The organism is Bradyrhizobium sp. LHD-71 (genome assembly GCF_031157255.1).
Taxonomy (GTDB): domain Bacteria; phylum Pseudomonadota; class Alphaproteobacteria; order Rhizobiales; family Xanthobacteraceae; genus P52-10.
On the sequence record NZ_JAVIFX010000024.1, the window covers coordinates 65,423 to 82,557 of the forward strand.

19 protein-coding genes are annotated in these 17,135 nt (G+C 62.1%); 6 read left to right on the forward strand and 13 right to left on the reverse strand.

The window, feature by feature from the left end; all coding sequences use genetic code 11:
• Nucleotides 1-184 precede the first annotated feature (184 nt).
• A complete protein-coding gene (locus RCO31_RS24365; protein WP_308971167.1) occupies nucleotides 185-1,027 on the reverse strand; it encodes a class I SAM-dependent methyltransferase in 843 nt (280 codons plus the stop codon).
• A gap of 98 nt (nucleotides 1,028-1,125) precedes the next feature.
• Between RCO31_RS24365 and RCO31_RS24370 the strand changes: the two genes are divergently transcribed.
• The gene (locus RCO31_RS24370; RefSeq protein ID WP_308971168.1) at nucleotides 1,126-1,707 is read left to right on the forward strand and encodes a PadR family transcriptional regulator; all 582 of its coding nucleotides are present in this window, start codon (nucleotides 1,126-1,128) and stop codon (nucleotides 1,705-1,707) included.
• A gap of 204 nt (nucleotides 1,708-1,911) precedes the next feature.
• Here the strand turns inward: RCO31_RS24370 and lon are convergent, their stop codons facing one another.
• From lon to RCO31_RS24410, 8 genes are all read right to left on the reverse strand, one after another.
• A complete protein-coding gene (gene lon / locus RCO31_RS24375; protein ID WP_308971169.1) occupies nucleotides 1,912-4,344 on the reverse strand; it encodes an endopeptidase La in 2,433 nt (810 codons plus the stop codon).
• Between the two features lie 15 nt (nucleotides 4,345-4,359).
• Entirely contained in the window at nucleotides 4,360-4,764 is a 405-nt protein-coding gene (locus tag RCO31_RS24380) for an Hsp20/alpha crystallin family protein (protein ID WP_308971170.1), read from the reverse strand.
• 261 nt (nucleotides 4,765-5,025) lie between these two features.
• Complete coding sequence (locus RCO31_RS24385; protein WP_308971171.1) at nucleotides 5,026-5,364, reverse strand: hypothetical protein; 339 nt, start codon at nucleotides 5,362-5,364, stop codon at nucleotides 5,026-5,028.
• Between the two features lie 240 nt (nucleotides 5,365-5,604).
• Nucleotides 5,605-7,035, reverse strand: a complete 1,431-nt coding sequence (gene hydA, locus RCO31_RS24390) for a dihydropyrimidinase (RefSeq protein WP_308971172.1) — start codon at nucleotides 7,033-7,035, stop codon at nucleotides 5,605-5,607.
• 54 nt (nucleotides 7,036-7,089) lie between these two features.
• Nucleotides 7,090-7,860 carry an aspartate/glutamate racemase family protein gene (locus RCO31_RS24395; protein WP_308971173.1) on the reverse strand — a complete coding sequence of 257 codons (771 nt, stop codon included), beginning with the start codon at nucleotides 7,858-7,860 and terminating at the stop codon, nucleotides 7,090-7,092.
• Nucleotides 7,861-7,874: 14 nt separating this feature from the next.
• The gene (locus RCO31_RS24400; RefSeq protein ID WP_308971174.1) at nucleotides 7,875-8,648 is read right to left on the reverse strand and encodes an aspartate/glutamate racemase family protein; all 774 of its coding nucleotides are present in this window, start codon (nucleotides 8,646-8,648) and stop codon (nucleotides 7,875-7,877) included.
• A gap of 65 nt (nucleotides 8,649-8,713) precedes the next feature.
• The gene (locus RCO31_RS24405; RefSeq protein WP_308971175.1) at nucleotides 8,714-9,490 is read right to left on the reverse strand and encodes an ABC transporter ATP-binding protein; all 777 of its coding nucleotides are present in this window, start codon (nucleotides 9,488-9,490) and stop codon (nucleotides 8,714-8,716) included.
• A gap of 2 nt (nucleotides 9,491-9,492) precedes the next feature.
• On the reverse strand, nucleotides 9,493-10,305 hold the full coding sequence (locus tag RCO31_RS24410; protein WP_308971221.1) for an ABC transporter permease: 813 nt from the start codon (nucleotides 10,303-10,305) through the stop codon (nucleotides 9,493-9,495).
• A gap of 267 nt (nucleotides 10,306-10,572) precedes the next feature.
• On the opposite strand from RCO31_RS24410, the gene RCO31_RS24415 reads away from it, so the two are divergent.
• Genes RCO31_RS24415 through RCO31_RS24430 form a run of 4 tightly spaced genes read left to right on the forward strand, consistent with a single transcriptional unit; the run spans nucleotide 10,573 to nucleotide 14,186 of the window.
• The gene (locus RCO31_RS24415) at nucleotides 10,573-11,325 is read left to right on the forward strand and encodes a GntR family transcriptional regulator (protein WP_308971176.1); all 753 of its coding nucleotides are present in this window, start codon (nucleotides 10,573-10,575) and stop codon (nucleotides 11,323-11,325) included.
• A 49-nt stretch (nucleotides 11,326-11,374) separates the two neighbouring features.
• Nucleotides 11,375-12,376: an ABC transporter substrate-binding protein gene (locus RCO31_RS24420; RefSeq protein WP_308971177.1), complete on the forward strand. Its 1,002-nt coding sequence runs from the start codon at nucleotides 11,375-11,377 to the stop codon at nucleotides 12,374-12,376.
• Nucleotides 12,377-12,390: 14 nt separating this feature from the next.
• On the forward strand, nucleotides 12,391-13,383 hold the full coding sequence (locus RCO31_RS24425; RefSeq protein WP_308971178.1) for an NAD(P)-dependent oxidoreductase: 993 nt from the start codon (nucleotides 12,391-12,393) through the stop codon (nucleotides 13,381-13,383).
• Entirely contained in the window at nucleotides 13,380-14,186 is an 807-nt protein-coding gene (locus tag RCO31_RS24430; protein WP_308971179.1) for an SDR family oxidoreductase, read from the forward strand. The genes RCO31_RS24425 and RCO31_RS24430 overlap by 4 nt, the downstream gene beginning before the upstream one ends.
• Before the next feature lie 71 nt (nucleotides 14,187-14,257).
• Here the strand turns inward: RCO31_RS24430 and RCO31_RS24435 are convergent, their stop codons facing one another.
• From RCO31_RS24435 to RCO31_RS24445, 3 genes are read right to left on the reverse strand one after another with little or no spacing between them, the layout of a single operon-like run.
• Nucleotides 14,258-14,560: a hypothetical protein gene (locus RCO31_RS24435; protein WP_308971180.1), complete on the reverse strand. Its 303-nt coding sequence runs from the start codon at nucleotides 14,558-14,560 to the stop codon at nucleotides 14,258-14,260.
• Nucleotides 14,561-14,605: 45 nt separating this feature from the next.
• On the reverse strand, nucleotides 14,606-15,502 hold the full coding sequence (locus RCO31_RS24440) for an alpha/beta hydrolase (protein ID WP_308971181.1): 897 nt from the start codon (nucleotides 15,500-15,502) through the stop codon (nucleotides 14,606-14,608).
• On the reverse strand, nucleotides 15,499-15,921 hold the full coding sequence (locus RCO31_RS24445; RefSeq protein ID WP_308971182.1) for a helix-turn-helix domain-containing protein: 423 nt from the start codon (nucleotides 15,919-15,921) through the stop codon (nucleotides 15,499-15,501). The genes RCO31_RS24440 and RCO31_RS24445 overlap by 4 nt, the downstream gene beginning before the upstream one ends.
• An 82-nt stretch (nucleotides 15,922-16,003) precedes the next feature.
• Between RCO31_RS24445 and RCO31_RS24450 the strand changes: the two genes are divergently transcribed.
• Nucleotides 16,004-16,360 carry a hypothetical protein gene (locus tag RCO31_RS24450; protein WP_308971183.1) on the forward strand — a complete coding sequence of 119 codons (357 nt, stop codon included), beginning with the start codon at nucleotides 16,004-16,006 and terminating at the stop codon, nucleotides 16,358-16,360.
• Here RCO31_RS24450 and RCO31_RS24455 read toward each other — a convergent pair.
• Nucleotides 16,352-17,074, reverse strand: a complete 723-nt coding sequence (locus RCO31_RS24455) for an alpha/beta hydrolase (RefSeq protein WP_308971184.1) — start codon at nucleotides 17,072-17,074, stop codon at nucleotides 16,352-16,354. The two genes, RCO31_RS24450 and RCO31_RS24455, sit on opposite strands and share 9 nt — an antisense overlap.
• Nucleotides 17,075-17,135: the final 61 nt, after the last annotated feature.

Here is a 17,135-nt window from a genome sequence, read left to right on the forward strand (position 1 = left end):
GCCCGCCGCTTTCGTCAATGAAATGGAATTTCGAAGGTGTTACGGAACGGAGAGGATGATTGTCTGAAGCGCGCCGCGCGCGAACAAGAGCGTGCGTTTGTGCAAAAGACACCAAGGTGCGGACGTGGTTGGGCCGTCAACAACAGAACTGCGGCGGCGAATCTTACGGCGGCCTTCGATGCCTTCAAAATCGATCGGCGATGAAGGCCTGAAACCTGTAGCCGTATGCGATCGTGCCGTCGCCGTCCGCGAGTCGCATGCCGATCGCGAGAAGCGCGGATATGGCCGACGCTTCGCCCAGTCTGACAAGAACGCCTTTGGCGTGAGACGAGGACAGGGCAAGTCCCACAAAACCATCCATGTCGAGCGGTAACGTGAGCGTTTGGGTCAACACGTCCTTAAGCTCGAACTCCTCCAGCGCCTCAAGCTCCGCCGCATAGTCGGGCCGCATATAAGCTTTCGGCGGTCCCTCTCGCGCCAGGAAATCCTCGACCGCTGCAGCGGCGGGCGAATAGACGGCATCGCGGATGTATTCGACGATCGCGAGAACGCCGCGAGATGGGAGCGCACGCGACGCCTCCGCATAGAATCGCGGTCTGTCGAACCAATGCGCCGCGGTAGCTGTGACGATCGCCCGCGCTCCGCCGTCTCCGATCGGCAAGGCCTCCGCCGTGCCATCGGTGAAGGTGATCGCGAGGTCCGCTGACCGATCGATGGCGGCGCGACGCATTTGCGGCGCCGGTTCGACGCCGATGACGCGGAAGCCGGCCGGCAACGCTCGCGCCAGCTGTCGCGTGAAAATGCCGGTGCCGCAGCCAATATCGATGGTCGGATGATCGGCCGATCCGGGTGAGGCAGCGATATGGGTTGCGAGCGCACGCACCATGGCCTCGGGATACTCTGGCCGGAAGCGCTCGTAGCGCCCGCTGACCGCGCTGAATCGATCGCGGAAGTCCCGAAGCTGGCTTTGTTCACCGCTCATCACCGGACATGAAAGCTCTACCGTCACCTTTCGGAACGCCTGCATACGCGGGTCTGCTTCGCAGAAAGAGCTGGCGCAAAACCGCCAGGATGGCATCCAGATATATCTTGACTTTAGATATATCGAGATATATATCGCACTACATGAGACACAGACATCACAGACACTTCGGCGGCGAAGGCCGCCATTTCGCGGCGCCGGACCATCACCGGGGCCATTCAGGCAGACATCGGCGACACGGCCGGGGCCAGCACCATGGCGGCGGTCGGCTGTTCGACTACGGAGAACTCCGACTTCTGCTGCTGGCGATGATCGCGGAGCGGCCGCGGCACGGCTACGAACTCATCAAGGCGATCGAAGAGCGGTTCGGCGGCAGCTACAGCCCAAGCCCGGGAGTGATCTATCCGACGCTTTCGTGGCTTGACGACATGGGCTATGCGGCGATCGAACCGGAGGCGACAGGCCGCAAACGCTATCGCATCACCTCCGAAGGCGAAGCCTTTCTCATCGCCAATCGTGTTGCCGCTGACGAGCTTCTGTCCCGCGGCGGAACCGCCGGCGGTGAAAGCGCAGCAGCACGTGTACCGGCACCGGTCGTGCGGGCTATGGAAAATCTGAAACTCGCCATGCGACTGCGCCTCAGGCAAGGACCGCTCGACGAGGCCGCCGCCGAACAGATCGCCATTGCGCTCGACACAGCCGCAAAGGCCGTGGAGCGCAGCTAGTGTCGTGGATCAGAAATTCCACCATCGTTGCCGCGAGTCCATCGTGCGAATTTCTGATCCATAAACGACACTAGAATCATAAACTTGCTAGTGTCCTGATCGAATCCGAAGTTCGCTCTGAGCTCGCTGCAAAGTATAGCGAACTTCGGATTCGGGACACTAGATCGTTGGCCTGCCTGTCGCGATTTGCTTTCGTGGCGCCGCCTACGCGGCGCGTGCGCCGCTCGTGCCGGGAGGCGGCTCGACCTTCCGCTCTTCAAGGCCGGCAGAGATCGCGTCTTCGACGCGCTCCAGCCAGACGAACTCGAGCTTGTCGCGCACCTCTTCTGAAATTTCTTCGAGGTCCTTGCGATTGCGGGCCGGCATCATCACGCGCTTGAGCCCGGCCCGCGCCGCAGCCGCCGATTTTTCCTTGATGCCTCCGACCGGCAGCACCAGGCCGCGCAGGCTGATCTCGCCGGTCATGGCCGTATCACTGCGGACCGTCCGGCCCGTCAGCAACGATACGAGCGCTGAATAGATCGCCACGCCTGCGCTCGGCCCGTCCTTAGGGATGGCACCCGCCGGAACGTGAATATGAACGTCGCTCTTTTCGAACAGCGCGGGATCGACGCCGATGGCGCTCGCATTGCTTTTCACGAGACTGAGCGCGGCCTGGGCGCTCTCGCGCATGACCTCTCCCAGTTGACCGGTCAGAATCAGCCTGCCGTTGCCGGGAATGCGTGTCGCCTCGACAAACAGAATGTCGCCGCCCACCGGAGTCCAGGCGAGGCCGGTCGCAACGCCCGGAACGCTGGTGCGCATCGCCACCTCGTTCTCGAATTGCGGTGGCCCAAGAATGGTGGCCAGATCGCTCGCGTCGATACGTACCTTCTCGGTGCTCCCCTCGGCGATCTGCACTGCGGCATGGCGCAGTGCTTTGCCGATTTCGCGTTCCAGGTTTCGCACGCCGGCTTCGCGCGTATACCGTTGAATGATGGCGTGAAGCGCGTCGTCAGTGATGTCGGCCTGACCTTCGCGAAGCCCGTTGTTTTCCAATTGCCGCCGTACGAGATATCGGCGCGCAATCTGCAGCTTTTCGTTCTCAGTGTAACCCGCCAGGGTGATCACCTCCATTCGGTCGCGCAACGGACCGGGAACGGTGTCGAGAATATTGGCGGTCGTCACGAATACGACTGCGCTCAGGTCGAATGGAACGCCGAGATAGTTGTCACGGAACGTGTTGTTCTGTTCCGGGTCGAGCACCTCGAGCAAGGCTGCCGACGGATCGCCCTGAATACCGGCGCCGAGCTTGTCGATCTCATCCAGCATCATCACGCAATTGCGCGCACCGGCTTTTCGAATGGCCTGAATGATATTGCCGGGCAGTGCGCCAATATAGGTGCGTCGATGGCCGCGAATTTCCGCTTCATCGTGCACTCCGCCGAGACTGACGCGCGTGAACTTGCGATCCATGGCGCGAGCGATCGACTGTCCAAGTGATGTCTTTCCGACACCCGGCGGCCCGACGAAGCACAGGATGGGCGCCTTGCCATGCGGCGCGAGCTTGCGGACCGCGAGATACTCCACAATGCGCCGCTTGATCTTCTCCAGTCCGTAGTGATCCTCGTCAAGGATCCGTCGCGCTTCGGCGATATCGATCGGCTTCTCCTCCGGCAGAGCCCAAGGCAACTCGATCAGCCAATCGATATAGGTGCGTGTCATGCCGTACTCGGCAGCCGCTTCGGGCATTCGTTCCAGTCGGCGTAGCTCCTTACGCGCCTGCTCCTCCACATCCTTCGGCATTTGCGCCTTGGTGATCGCTTCCGAAAGCTCCGCCACCTCGGCCCCTTTGCCGTCGCCCTCCCCAAGCTGACGCTGGATAGCCGCCATCTGCTCGCGCAACAGCACCTCGCGCTGCCGCTTGTCCAGCGCAACCTTTGTCTGCTCACCGATCTCATGAGACAGACGCAGAACTTCGATACGTTCGGCCAGCAGGCGCGACACCTTCTCGATGCGAGCACTCACATCGATCGTTTCGAGAATTTCCTGCTTCTCTTCCCGCTTCAAGTCCATGTAGGCAGCGACGAAGTCTGCCAATTCCCCAGGACCAGCGACATTCTGAACGGCCGCCACAAGCTCCTGCGGAATCTGCGGCATAAGCTGCAACGCTTCGACAGCTTCGCGCTGCAAGTTCAGGAATCGCGCTTCGATCTCGGGCGTCTGCGTATCCGGCTCCTCAATGCGCTGCACGCGCGCCACCATGAATGGCCGGCCGCCCAAAAACTCCAGCACTCTGAATCGTTGCTGCCCCTGACATACGAGATGATGCGAGCCGTCAGCGGCGGTGACGTAGCGCACGATGTTCGCCACGGTGCCAACGCGGTAGAGGTCGATCTGGTCCGGCTCTTCGAGCTCGGGATCGCGCTGCGCGAGAATGCCGACCTGATGCTGGCCGCGAATGGCCTCTTGCGCCGCCGCAACCGAACGCGGACGGCTGACTGTGATCGGAAAGACAATGCCGGGAAAGAGCACGACCTGGCGCAGTGGGATGAGGATCAACGCATCTTCCGGAAGCTCAGTCGGAGTCTTGCCGGAATCGCGGACGGACGCTGCTGCAGCGGATTCGGCTTCGGTCGATGCTTCGTCGATGACCATGCAACCACTCCACTCTCATCCCGCCTTGTTCAAACGGATCAGCAGACATCCGTTCACTGCGCCGCGATCAATGCTGTCGTAACGACCCGGTGGCAGCGGGAGACGTCGCGCGAAGTGCCCCTGCGGCAATTCCAGCCGATGAATGATCGCATCGTGGAGCTCCGCCGGAAGCGTGCGCGTGCCGGCGATGACCAATTCGCCATCCTCTATGACGGCTTCGACCCGATCAGGGTCGACGCCCGGCAGTGCGACAAGGACCAGGACATGCCGCGCAGTCTCCAAGACGTCCGCAGGTGGCTCCCAGACCGGGGTGCGTCTCGAGCGCTGCAGTTGGAAAAACTGGCGATGCAGACGTTCCGCGCGTGCGAGCATCTCGCACGCCTCCGACCACATCCATGCGTCCGCCTTCGGCGCGGCCATCTCGGTCCAATCCTCCTGTCAGGCCCCCGTCAGCGGAACCCGCAGTTCTGGATAACGCGGAGTTGGCAGGTTGGTTCTTCGCTGCCGTGCTCTTAAATCCACTATTGGCGGCGGCGCGGCCTTCGGCCGACGCGGTGATGGCGCCAGGCTATGCACCTGGAATTTAAAACCTGAGCGAAATTCTGCCGCCAACAACGAACGAGCCGTCTTGATCGGGCCTATATTCGATCAGCCGCATCGACGGCGTTCTGGCGCGACCTCTCACCACCAACCGAAGCCAGAACCGGCCAGGTAAACGCCGATCATGATCGCAAACAGGCCGCCGCCAAGATACCAGGCCGGCGTGTTGAACGTACCAATGACCTTCTCGACCAGATCGTCAGGGAGAATCAGGTAGGCGGTCGCTTCAATGACTGCGAGCCAGCCCAGCAAAGAAATGATCGCTGCCGGCGGCGACGACCAGACATTGTGCGCCACGACGAGGAAAAGTCCCGCCAGAAGCTCGATGGTTGACATGACAACGCGCGTTAGGCGCTCCTCAACGAAGGCACCGAAGACCGGGACGAAATAACGCCTTCGAATCATGATGGCCGCACCCATGATGATGAGGGCGAGTCCAAGAACCTTCGAAAGATAGATTGTGAGCGGCATGGGCAATGCAATCCGTCAAGCGCCTCTGTGCTCTACAACCGGGACCTTCGACCGCCGTTCCGTGCACGTCCGGCTTGCTCTTGCAGCGCGCTTGACGAGACGACACCGTTCACGTGTCGGGGATCCGCCATAAACGTGCGCACCCGTTCAATAATGCAGGCGATCTGCCAAAGGCAGACCTATCTGAAATCAACCAGCGGAACGGTGTCTGGGCGCAGCAAATGGCGAAAGGTCGCGCTTGAGAAAAGCACCCTGCCCCGGTTTGCCGACGATCTCGCCATCCTGCACCATGACGTTGCCTCGCAGCAGGGTCATGACGGGCCATCCTGTGACTTCGAGGCCCTCATAAGGCGTATAATCCGCGCCGTGATGCAGCAATTCCTGCCGAATGGTTGTCGTGCGCTGCGGATCCCACAGCACGATGTCGGCATCGAAGCCGGGTGCGATCGAGCCTTTGCGTGGGTAGAGCCCATACATCTTGGCGTGATTGGTCGACGTCAGCGCCACGAACTCATTGAGCGTGATGCGCCCCTCATTCACGCCTTTCGAGAAGAGGATCTGCATCCGGGTTTCCACGCCTGGAATTCCATTCGGGACCCAGCGGAACGATGTACGGGATTTCGGATGGAGCTTGCCCTCTGCGCTGTCATAGCGGAACGGGCAATGATCGGAAGAAAACGTCTGAAACACACCGGCGCGAAAGCCTTCCCAGATTGCGTCCCAGCTGGCCCTGTCTCGTGGCGGCGGCGAACAGACGTACTTGCCGCCTGTCTCGTCCATGTTGAGGCCCTTCAGGTCTTCCGCCGTGAGCGCGATGTATTGCGGACAGGTTTCCCCGTAGATCTTCAACCCTTTGCGTTGCGCCCACAGGATCTGCTCCATGGGCTCCCGCCCGGAGACGTGCACGATCATGATTGGAACGTCGGTCAGCTCGGCATGGCTGATTGCACGATGCGTCGCTTCCCGCTCAACGGATTCAGGGCGCGAGACGGCGTGATAATAGGGCGCGGTTTTGCCCGACCGCTCCAGTCGTTCCGTCATGTAGCGGATCGCGTCGTATCCCTCGCAATGAACCATGACGAGCGCCGAGCAGTCGCGCGCGCAGTCGAACACGTCCAGCATCTGGCGATCGCTGAGGACCAGGTCGTCATAGGTCATGAACACCTTGAATGACGTATAACCGTCCGCGACCAGCGCCGGCAGCTCTTGCCCGAGCACGCCGGGACTTGGGTCCGAAATGATGAGATGGAAGCCATAGTCGGTATAACAGCGACCATCGGCCAGCTTGTGATAATCGGTTACGCAGCCGCGAAGCGAGGCGCCGCGCGGCTGCAGTGCAAACGGGATGACCGTCGTCGTCCCGCCTGCGATCGCCGAGCGCGTCCCGCTTTCGAAATCGTCGGCCATCACGGCATCTCCGGACGGCTGGGCCAGATGCACGTGGCTGTCGATCCCGCCCGGCATGACCAGCAGCCCGCCCGCGTCGATCTCTTTCGCGCCTCCCTTGATATTCTGCGCCACAGACTGGATGCGCCCGCCAGAAATGGCGACATCCGCGCGGAATGTGTCGGCTGCCGTGACAACTGTGCCGCCGCGGATCACTACATCGAATTCAGCCATTGAATGCTCCTGTCGAAGCGACTTTGCCCGTGATCGGCGCCGGCCGCACGTTCATCAACCCGCCTTCAGCTCCGCATCGGCATCGCTGTGCTCTATCCTGCGTGCGAGCGCGTCAGGCAGCCCGATGGTCGATTTCGCCGGCGGCCTGCGAAACGTTCCCGCGGAGGCCTTGACCGTGGCCAATCCCACCAGCAACTCGGCCTGCTTCACCGAGGCAGCAACCTGATCGACCACGGGGACCGGAATGCGGTTCGCGACCTTCGGCGCCAGGCCGGTCAGTGGCGCGCCGCCCATGATGATGACATCCGCATCGCGCTCGTGGACCGCGCGCAACGCCATCTGAACGAGCAGGTCCTCCTTCTCCTCCTGAACATCGCTGACCTGCCGGATCGGACTGTCCAGCATAGTCACCCCGGCGCAGCGAGCTGTCAGGCCGTGCATCGCGACACATTCTTCATACCAGGGGCCGAGAGCGCGCGCGAAGGTGACGATGGCAAAGCGCCTCCCGAGCATGCACGCGCTGAGCATTGCGGCTTCGGCCATGCCGACGATCGGGATATCGAACAACTCGCGCGCGCCGAACAGGCCCGGGTCACCGAACGCTGCGATGATCGCCGCGTCGACGCTGTGATGATGTTCCGCGAGCATTTCCAGTGCGATTGCACCGCCGATCTGGGCTTCAGCGCGGCTGGCGATATAAGGAACGCCGCGGGTCGCCGTCACCGGCACCATGGTCGTGCCCGGCGCCTTTGCCGCCTCCGCAGTCTGGAGCATCCGCGCTGTCATCGCGTCGCTGGTATTCGGATTGAGGAGCAATATCCGCATGATGAATGCTGCCCTTATGAGCGGCGCGCGGTCGCCGCGTGTGCGGCAGCCGACGCCTCAGTCTCGGAAGAAAAAAGACTACCCCACTCGCGCAATCCGGACATCGCAGCGCCCGCCAGCCGCATGCTTTTCCACAGAGTCACGGCGACGGAGTCGTACACTGGAATGCCGAGTTGCTTCTCAAGGCGCGCGGCGATGCGCGCGCCGCGCATATTCGTGCAAACAATAGCCACCGCATCGCAGCCTTTTGCTGCGACCGCCGTGACCAGGCCTTCGATCGCCTCTTCCGTCACCTCGGCGAAAGAAAAGTTGTCGCTCAGCTCGAGACATCGTTCGGACGTGCACCGGAAACCGCCAGCCTCGAGATTTGTGATGATCTTGTCCTGCACGTCACGCGTATAGGGCGTCACCAGACCAACGTTTCGCAATCCGACCGATCGCATAATTTCGTCCAGCGCAAGAACCGACGACGTCGCCGGAATGCCTGTGGCCGCCTCGATATCGCGACACAGCTGCCTGTCGCTTTCGAGTCCTGTCCAACTGGCCGACGTTCCATTCCACGCAATGACATCGACCTTGGCGTGAGCAAGGAGCTCCGCCGCTTGCAGCATCGTATTGGCTGCGAACTGATCGAGCGCCGAACGGGACAGGGCAATCTCAGTGACCTTGAACCGGCTGAAATGGACCGTCGTGGCGGGACAATCCCGCATCATATGCATCAGCATGGGCTCTAGCACCGTGTTCGACGACGGCGTCAGCATTCCGAGGCGCGCGGCCTTCAGCGGCATCGTTGTACTCTCCGACAAGCCTCGCACGGCAGCACGACGGCGGCCGGGCTTCTTTCAGGAAGGCCTTACGCGGCCTGCCTCGACATCCGGGACTCATCGCGGATAAGTCCCAACACACGGCGCTTGGCCTCGTTGAATTCCGGACTGGTCACGTCGCGCGGACGCGGCATGTCGAAGTCGAAATAGTCGCGAATACGACCGGGCCGCCTGCTCATCACGGCGATGCGGTTGCCGAGCAACAACGCTTCATCGACGCTGTGGGTGACGAAAACGATCGTGCACCTGATCCGCTGCCAGATCTGAACCAGCTCTTCCTGCATCTCGATCTTGGTCTGGGCATCGAGCGCCGCAAACGGCTCGTCCATCAGAATAACCCGCGGATTCATCAGCAGGGCCCGCGCAATGCCGACACGCTGGTTCATACCGCCCGAGAGTTCGGATGGAAAGTGGGCCTCGAACCCCTTCAGGCCGACGAGATCGATGAACTCCTGCGCGCGGGCGCGGCGCTCGGCCTTGCGAATCCCGGAGAGTTTCAGATGGAAGGCGACATTGTCGGCGACGTTCAGCCACGGCATCAGAGTCGGCTGCTGGAATACGACCCCGCGATCGGCGCCGGGCTTCTGCACGACAACGCCGCCGACTTCGATGCGGCCGGACGTCGGCTTGTCGAAGCCCGCGATCATGTTCAGGAGCGTGGACTTGCCGCAGCCCGACGGTCCAAGCAGGCAGACGAAATCGTGGTCGTTGATTGTCAGGCTGACGTTGTCGACTGCGAGAATGTCGGCGTTGCGCTGCCGGTCGGTGAACGACTTGACGATGTTCGAAATCACAATCTCGGCCACGCTCAGCCCTCCCGGCTTTGGATGGTGGACGCGCGCTGCCAGCGCAAAACCCGGTTCATGAGCAGCTTGATGGCGATATCCGAGAGATAGCCGAGCAAGCCGATCGAGACCATCGATGCGATGACCATGTCGTAGCGCAGGAAATAGTAGGTATCCCAGAGGACGTAGCCGACGCCGCTCTTCACGGCGACCATCTCGGCGGTCACGGTCAACATCCAGGCCGAGCCGACGCCGATGCGGAGTCCCGCAAAGATCGACGGCAGCGCCGCGGGCACCACGACGTTCCACAACAGCTGCCGCTCCGACGCCCCCATCATCGCCCCCGCGCGGATCAGGTTGCGGTCGATCGTCTTCACGCCGTGGATGGTATTCATGAGGATGGGGAAGAACGAGCCGAGAAACACCAGGAAGATCGCCGGTTTGTCAGCGATGCCGAACCAAATGATGGCCAGCGGGATCCATGACACCGGCGGGATCGGCCGCAACATCTGCAACGTGGGCTCGACTGTCTTTTCGATGAAGCGCGACCAGCCGATGCCCGTGCCAATAATCACGCCGATCAGTGCGGCGATGCCGAAGCCCGCCGCAACACGGCTCGAACTCGCCAGCACGTGCCTGATCCACGTGCCGGCATAGTCCTGCGTGCTGCCGTCGATGGCGAACATCCAGTCCGCCAGTGCAGCGAGCACGGCCGATGGCGGCGGCAGTAGCGCGGGCGGGAGATAGCCCGAACGCGAGAATGCTTCCCAGCCGATGAGGATGAGCAACGGGACCGTGATCCGTTCGATCTTCGACTGGATTTGTCGCCACGCCAGTCCAGGCGCTGGATAGAGCCGTTCGGTAGCCGCCCGCACTGCGTCCTCCTGACTGCGTTCGTTCCTCCCGCTGGCGAAGAAAGAAAGCGGGAAGCAAGGCCGGCCGTTGCATATCGAGCCTTCTCTCGCGACCACAAGCACATTTTGCATGTTGCATACCATTTCCGCTTATTGACTACGGAATAAGCAGTTTTTGCCTACATAAATCGCGCTTTCGCCGCACAATTGGATGGAGCAGGCGCGCTCGAATTCGGTAGGAACGCTTCAATGACAGCGAAGCCGAAAACTCCTGCCGCGAAGCGTGGCCGTCCGCGCAAGGTGCGGAGCTTTCTTGCCGATGACAGCCTCAAGCTGGGGCGTACAGGCCTGCACGAACAAGCCGCACAGCGATTGCGCGACATGATCATCAGAGGCGACCTGCCTCCCGGCTCGGCGCTGGTCGAGAAGGATCTGTCGGAGGCCTTGGGCATTTCGCGAACACCACTGCGTGAAGCGATGAAGCTTCTGGCGCAGCAGGGCCTGATCGAGCTGCGGGCGAACCGCAGCGCGTGCGTTCGCACGATGCGCCTTTCCGAAATCTCCGATCTGTTCGAAGCACTGGCCGGCATCGAACGGCTTTCGGCCGAACTTGCGGCGAGCCGCATCACTGCTTCGCGGCTGGACGAGCTCCGGACGTTGCAGGAGGCCATTGAACAGCATCATCGCGACGGCGAGCGCATGGCCTACTACGCAGCGAACCGCGACATTCACCGTGCGATCGTGCTGGCCGCCAACAATGTGCCACTGGCCGACGCCCATGCCGCGCTGCTCGCTCGCTCCGAACAGGTCCGGTACTTCGCATTGAGGCTCGAAGACCGCTGGGGTCAGTCGATCGAGGAGCACCGCCGCATCCTCGAAGCGATTGAGAAGCGGGATTCACGGCGAGCCGGCGAGCTTCTTGCAGCGCATGTCGCGCACACCGCTGAGGTCGTCGCCCGGTCGATCGAGAAGAGTTCCGATGCCCCGCGTAATGCAGCCTGATGGAAAGCCTCGCTGTTTGTCCCGTTCACCCCGAAGTCGGAGATGTTCAATGCGTATCATGAAGTGGTTTTTTGCTCTTGCCGTTTCGGCAAGTTTGTCGATGCCGGCTGCCGCTGCCGACAAGGAGACGATCAAGCTCGGCTATGCCAAATGTGCGCATTGCACGCCGCTGACCCTGACGCCAGGATATGCCAAGGACATCAACCTCGACGTCGTCGGCTTCACCACCGGCAATGACGTTCTGACCGCGCTTGTGTCGAAAAGCATCGACGTCGCACAGGTGACCTACCTGCACTATGCCACGGCGCTCGACAAAGGCTTCGACATCGTTGCGATCTCCGGCCAGGTCAATGGCGGCTCTCAGATCATCGCCACCAACGACTTTCCGGTGAAGGCGAACGACTGGGATGGCCTGAAGAAGCTGATCGCCGAAAGGAAGGCGGCCGGGAAGCCGCTGAAGGTCGCCGCATCGCGCGGCAATGCGCAGGACATTCACATGCGCGGCGCCTTCACCAAGCAGGGCATCAACTTCGCCAAGGATGTCGAGTTCGTCAATATTCCAAATCCCTCTGATCATGCCCAGGCGCTTCGCCGTGGCGACGTCGACCTGATCTGTTCGGTCGAACCGTTCGCAACGCAGATTCAGCAGGTCGGCGCCGGCAAGCTCTTCACCCTGCCCTATGACCAGCCGGCCGGAAAGCTGACCAACCTGATCGTCACACGCTCCGACGTCATCGCGGCGCGGAAGCCCGCGCTGGTCTCGACGGTGGCTTCGATCGTGAAGGTCAACGACTATGTGGCCGCAAACCAGGATGCATGGGTCGCCGTCATCAACAAGGTCACCGGACTGGACAAGGCGATCGCCGAGGGCGCCATCAAGAATCTCGAGCCCGACCACAAGATGCATCGCGAAAAAGCGGTAGCGATCGCGAAGATGATGAGAGAGATCAACTACATCAACCGCGACGTGTCGGCAGACGTGGCAAAGTTCATGGACTACAGCCTGCTTGAGGCCGCGACCGGAAAATCCAGGTCCGAACTGGGCAACTGAAGGCGCTGTCGCAATTGGCCACCCTTGTAACAGGCGCGTCGGGCTTCGTCGGCGCCGCCTTGTGTGAAGAGCTGGTGACCCGCGGCGAGCGGGTCATCGGCCTTGACCGGACTCCGCCGGCGGCGGAGTTCCTGACCGCTATTGCCGGCGCACCCGGCAACTTTTCGTTTATCGCACTCGATCTGAAAGACCACGGCGCGCTCGCGCGCGTGTTCGCCGATCATCCGGTCGATCGCGTGGTGATCGGCGCCGCGATCACCGCCGACCAGGCACGCGAGCGTATCGATCCCTCCGGGATCATCGCCGTGAACATCGGCAGCGTCGTAGAGACAATCCGCTGCGCGGCCGGCGCGCGGGTTTCGCGTGTCGTCTATCTCAGCTCCGGCGCAGCGTATGGCGCGAGCGCGCGCGAGGTTTCCGTATTGACCGAGACCTCACCGCTCAAGCCGACGTCTCTTTACGGAATCACCAAGCAGGCGGGCGAAGCCTGCGCGCTGCGGCTGGGCGAGACCTTCGGCATGGAAGTTGTCGTCGGCCGTCTCGGCACCTGTTACGGTCGCTTCGAGCGCGCAACCGGCGTCCGCGATACGCTCAGCGCGCCTTTCCAGGTGATCAGGCTCGCGTGCGAGGGCGTGCCGGCGAGCTTACCGCGGCCGGCACCGCGTGACTGGCTCTACGCGCGCGACGCTGCGGCAGCGATTGCCGCCGTTCTCTACGCACCCCAACTTCCGCATCGCGTCTACAACCTCGCAGCAGACTTCCGCTGGTCGCTGGCCGATCTGTGCGCGCGTCTGGAAACCGTGGTGCCCGGTTGGCGATGGATGATCAGCACGGACTCGAACGTCAATCTCTATGAGGATTTCGACCGTGCGCCGATGGGCATCGATCGCCTGATGGCCGACACGTCATTTCGCCCGCAGTACGATCTCGCCAAGGCTTTCGCCGAGATTGTCGCCGACCACGCCCCACTGGCCCGCTTCGCACCCAAGGACACGGCTTTGCCATGAGTGACTCCACCTCAGGACCCGAGCATGTCGATCGCCGGCTCGACACGCAGGTATGCATCGTCACGGGAGCCGCTTCGGGAATCGGCCGGGCGATTGCGCGACGCTTCGCCCGACATGGCGCGACGGTCGTCATCGCGGATGTTTCGCAGACCGTGCTGGAGGGTGGTGAACCGACCGTCGACGTCATCGCCACCGAAGGCGGCATAGCTTACTATGTTGAGACCGACGTGTCGGACGATGCCGCAGTCATGGAGCTCGTCGCATTCACTGCGCGCAAATTCGGTCGCCTCGACGTGATGGTCAACAACGCCTGTATCCGCCATGCACAACGCCTGACCGATCTGACGCAGGATCAATGGGAGCGCGTTCTGGCGGTCAACCTGACCGGCGTATTCCTTTGCTGCAAGGCCGCGGTCCGCCAGATGACCCGTCAGGAACCACGCGACGAAGTGCGGGGACGCCTGATCAACATGTCATCGCAACACGGCATGATCGCCGCGCCCGACGACCTGGCCTATGGCGTCAGCAAGGCGGGTGTGGACTACATGACGCGACAGATCGCCGGCGATTATGCCAAGCTCGGCATCGTCTGCAACGCGATTGCTCCGGGCAAGATTGTCACCGGGCAGGGCGGCCGTCTGCTTGACGAAACCGTGCTCGATCGTGCGCGCCGCCGCACACCGTGGCCGCGCTTCGGCCGCCCCGACGACGTCGCCGGCGCGGCACTCTTCCTTGCCAGCGCGGATGCCTCTTTCATCACCGGCGCAACTCTGATGGTCGATGGCGGCTGGATGGCTGCGTGAACGCTTCTGGTCGTGAAAGGCAGCTCGCAATCCCAGAAAGTAAAAGCCCGGCGTCAGCCGGGCTTTTAGACTTACGGGCAGAACCAGATCGGCCCCGCCATGATGCAGCCGCGTGTCCGCCAATCGCGCGGGCGGGCGTGATGGCGGTGCCATCCCGGAGGTGCGCTGCGATAGCGCCGGCCGGGCACGAAACCATGATGATGGTGGCGGGGCCGATGGATATCGCGACGATGGTGGTGGTGACGGTGCTGCACCTGGATGACGTCCGATTCGACTGACACAGTTGCCTGGCCGGGCAATGACGCCGGCATCGCAGAGGCAGCAGTGACGCCGGCAATCGCAATGGCGAGAGCCGCGAGGATCGATTTATACATTTTCTTGAGCACGTCCTTTATTGAGCCTTCGATTCGAATGGCGCGTCAACTATGCGGCATCAATGTGTCGTTTGCGAGTCGCGCTGAAAGGCTCCGTTCCAGGAAATCCATAACCCGCGAGGTCTGGTCCGGCAGGAAATGATAGCCTTCTTCGATGAAGCGTATCTCGGCGTGCGGGGCGGCACGCTGCAACCGTTGCTTGGTGTCCCTCGAGTCGAGGAGAACATCTCGCCCGCCGATGATCGTCAGAATCGGCATGGTGAGTCTGCTGAGTTCGGCATCCGTCAGCCTGGGAATGCTGACAATCCGCGGCTTGATCGCTCGATCTATGCTGTCCATGAGGTCTGCGAATGGCTGGATATGTTCCGGCAGCACTGTTGGCGCCGGACCGAACACCAGTTCGCGCGTCTTGCGCCGGCCCCAAGGGCCAAGCAGAAGAAGCGGGAGCGCTTTGAGCAGGAAGTTCTTCTGCCGCCCAATGCCGGCCGGACAGATCAACACCAGCGCGTCAACGGCTGCCGGCCTTCTCTTGGCGTAATCGAGCGCCAGCCATCCCCCGAGCGACGCGCCGATGAAGGCAGCACGCGACAACCCCAATCCCTTGAAGACATCGTCGAGCCACCGGGCATGCGCATCGCTGGCAAGCTCGGGTCTAACGGGAGCGCTCAAGCCTGCCTCGCCGATCATGTCGACGGCGAACAGCCTGAACTTCGTCGACCATGACGCAACATCGCACATCCAGGAGGCCGCGTTGGCCTGGGAGCCGTGGAGCAGCAGGACCGGCGGCGCGCGCTCTGGTCCGCAGGCCAACACGAATGTCGAACCGTGGCTTGTCGACACCTGCAATTCGGTTTTCTCAACCGGCCATCGATCGAGGACGTCCCTGTAGCGGGCCTGAACAACCACAGCCGCGTCGGCACGCCTGTACACGACGCGGCTCATGATCGCTGTCTCAGTTGCAGTTGCAGCATCTCCAGCAGCTTGCTCACGTCCGACGGACTACCGATCGCCACCACCTTCATGCTTTTGGCAAGTGGGTCGAAGGCCGTTTCAAGGTGCAGCGGCGGCGTCTCGGCATTGCCGGCCAACGCTGCAGAATGGAGGAACGTCGCCATCCGCTGCGCTCGATCCACGGAGATGTCGGGGACGTCGACGATGCACGTCGTCCGCACGCCGGCCACCGTTTCGGATCTGCCGCCGGCGATGCCGGCGAAGGCGTCGAGCCTGGCGCGAGGGATACGATAGGACTTTCCGACCCGCGTGGCCGGCAGACGTCCGTCATGGATGTAACGAAGCACGGTCTTGGGATGCAGGTTCAGCTGTTCTGCGGCCTGCTCGACGGTGAGAAGATGGTCGGACACTTCTCGTACTCCATATTATTCCTTAGGTGCCTATAAGGAGCAATAGGGATTATTCAGTCAGAACTGGAAGGAGAGACCGATCATGTCAGGGGATGCGGCGGCCGAGATGAAGACGCGGCTGCGGGCCGATTTGCGCGTGGCAATGAAGCACCGGCGGCCCCTTGAGGCGAAGGTGATTCGGGCGCTTGTGGCGGCGATCGACAATGCCGAAGCGCCGCCGATCCATACGGCGCAGACGACGTGGACCCCTCATGACTTCGATAGCCGAGCGGCGGAAGTCGAGCGGCTTCTTTTGAGCTGGTCGGACGTGCGAAATGTCATCCTCGCAGACATCCAGGAGCGCGAACGCGCGGCCGCCGAGTTGGAGCGGCTGAACGAGATGGATCGTGCGGAAGCTTTGCGCGCTGAAGCTCTGGTGGCGGCCCGTTATCTACAGTGAACTCGCGGCCGTCACGAACGCGGCGCGCTCCTGCCCGTATCGGACCGGTTGCTCGAAAAAGGGACTGTGTCCGCTCTCCTCAAAAAGCGAGAGCCGGCTGTTCGCGTGGACCGCGTTGATCCGTTCGGACATCACCAAGCGGACAAGGCGATCATGAACACCGTGGGTCAGCAGGATTGGCCCCGCATAGTCCTTGAAGACGGGTTCGAGATCGGACGTTACCGTCTTGACGAAACCCTCATTCACGGCGCGTGCCGTCATGCCATTGACGACCAGCATGCGCTGCATTTCCAACGCCGTCGGTGGCCGATGAAAGCAAGCGGCGAGGAAGTCCGCCGTGGCCGCAGTCCGCTCGGCAAGATCTCGAGAGGTGGCGGTCCGGGTGAACGTGCCCGCCTCTTCGGTCAGAAGATCTGGCGACAGCCTGGTCACGGCATCGACCAGATTGATGCCGGCAATGTTCGAACCGCCGTATTTTCGGAGATAGGCGCCTGCCACGAAACCGCCGAGCGACCAGCCCACCAGCACCGGCCGGCGGAGCTTCGCGCCAGCGATCACAGCCGCGACGTCGTCCGCCCATCGATCCGCATCGGCATAAGCCTCAGGTGAAGTCGGCTTGTCGGAGTCCCCGTGGCCGCGCAGATCGAATCCGACCATGCGGAAGCCTGCCAGTGCGGGGTCGGCAAACTGCTTCTCCCACCTGGCTGCCGTCATGCAAGGCATTTCGATCCAGGCGCGCGACGGGGCGAGACCAGCGCAATTGCAGGAGATCGTT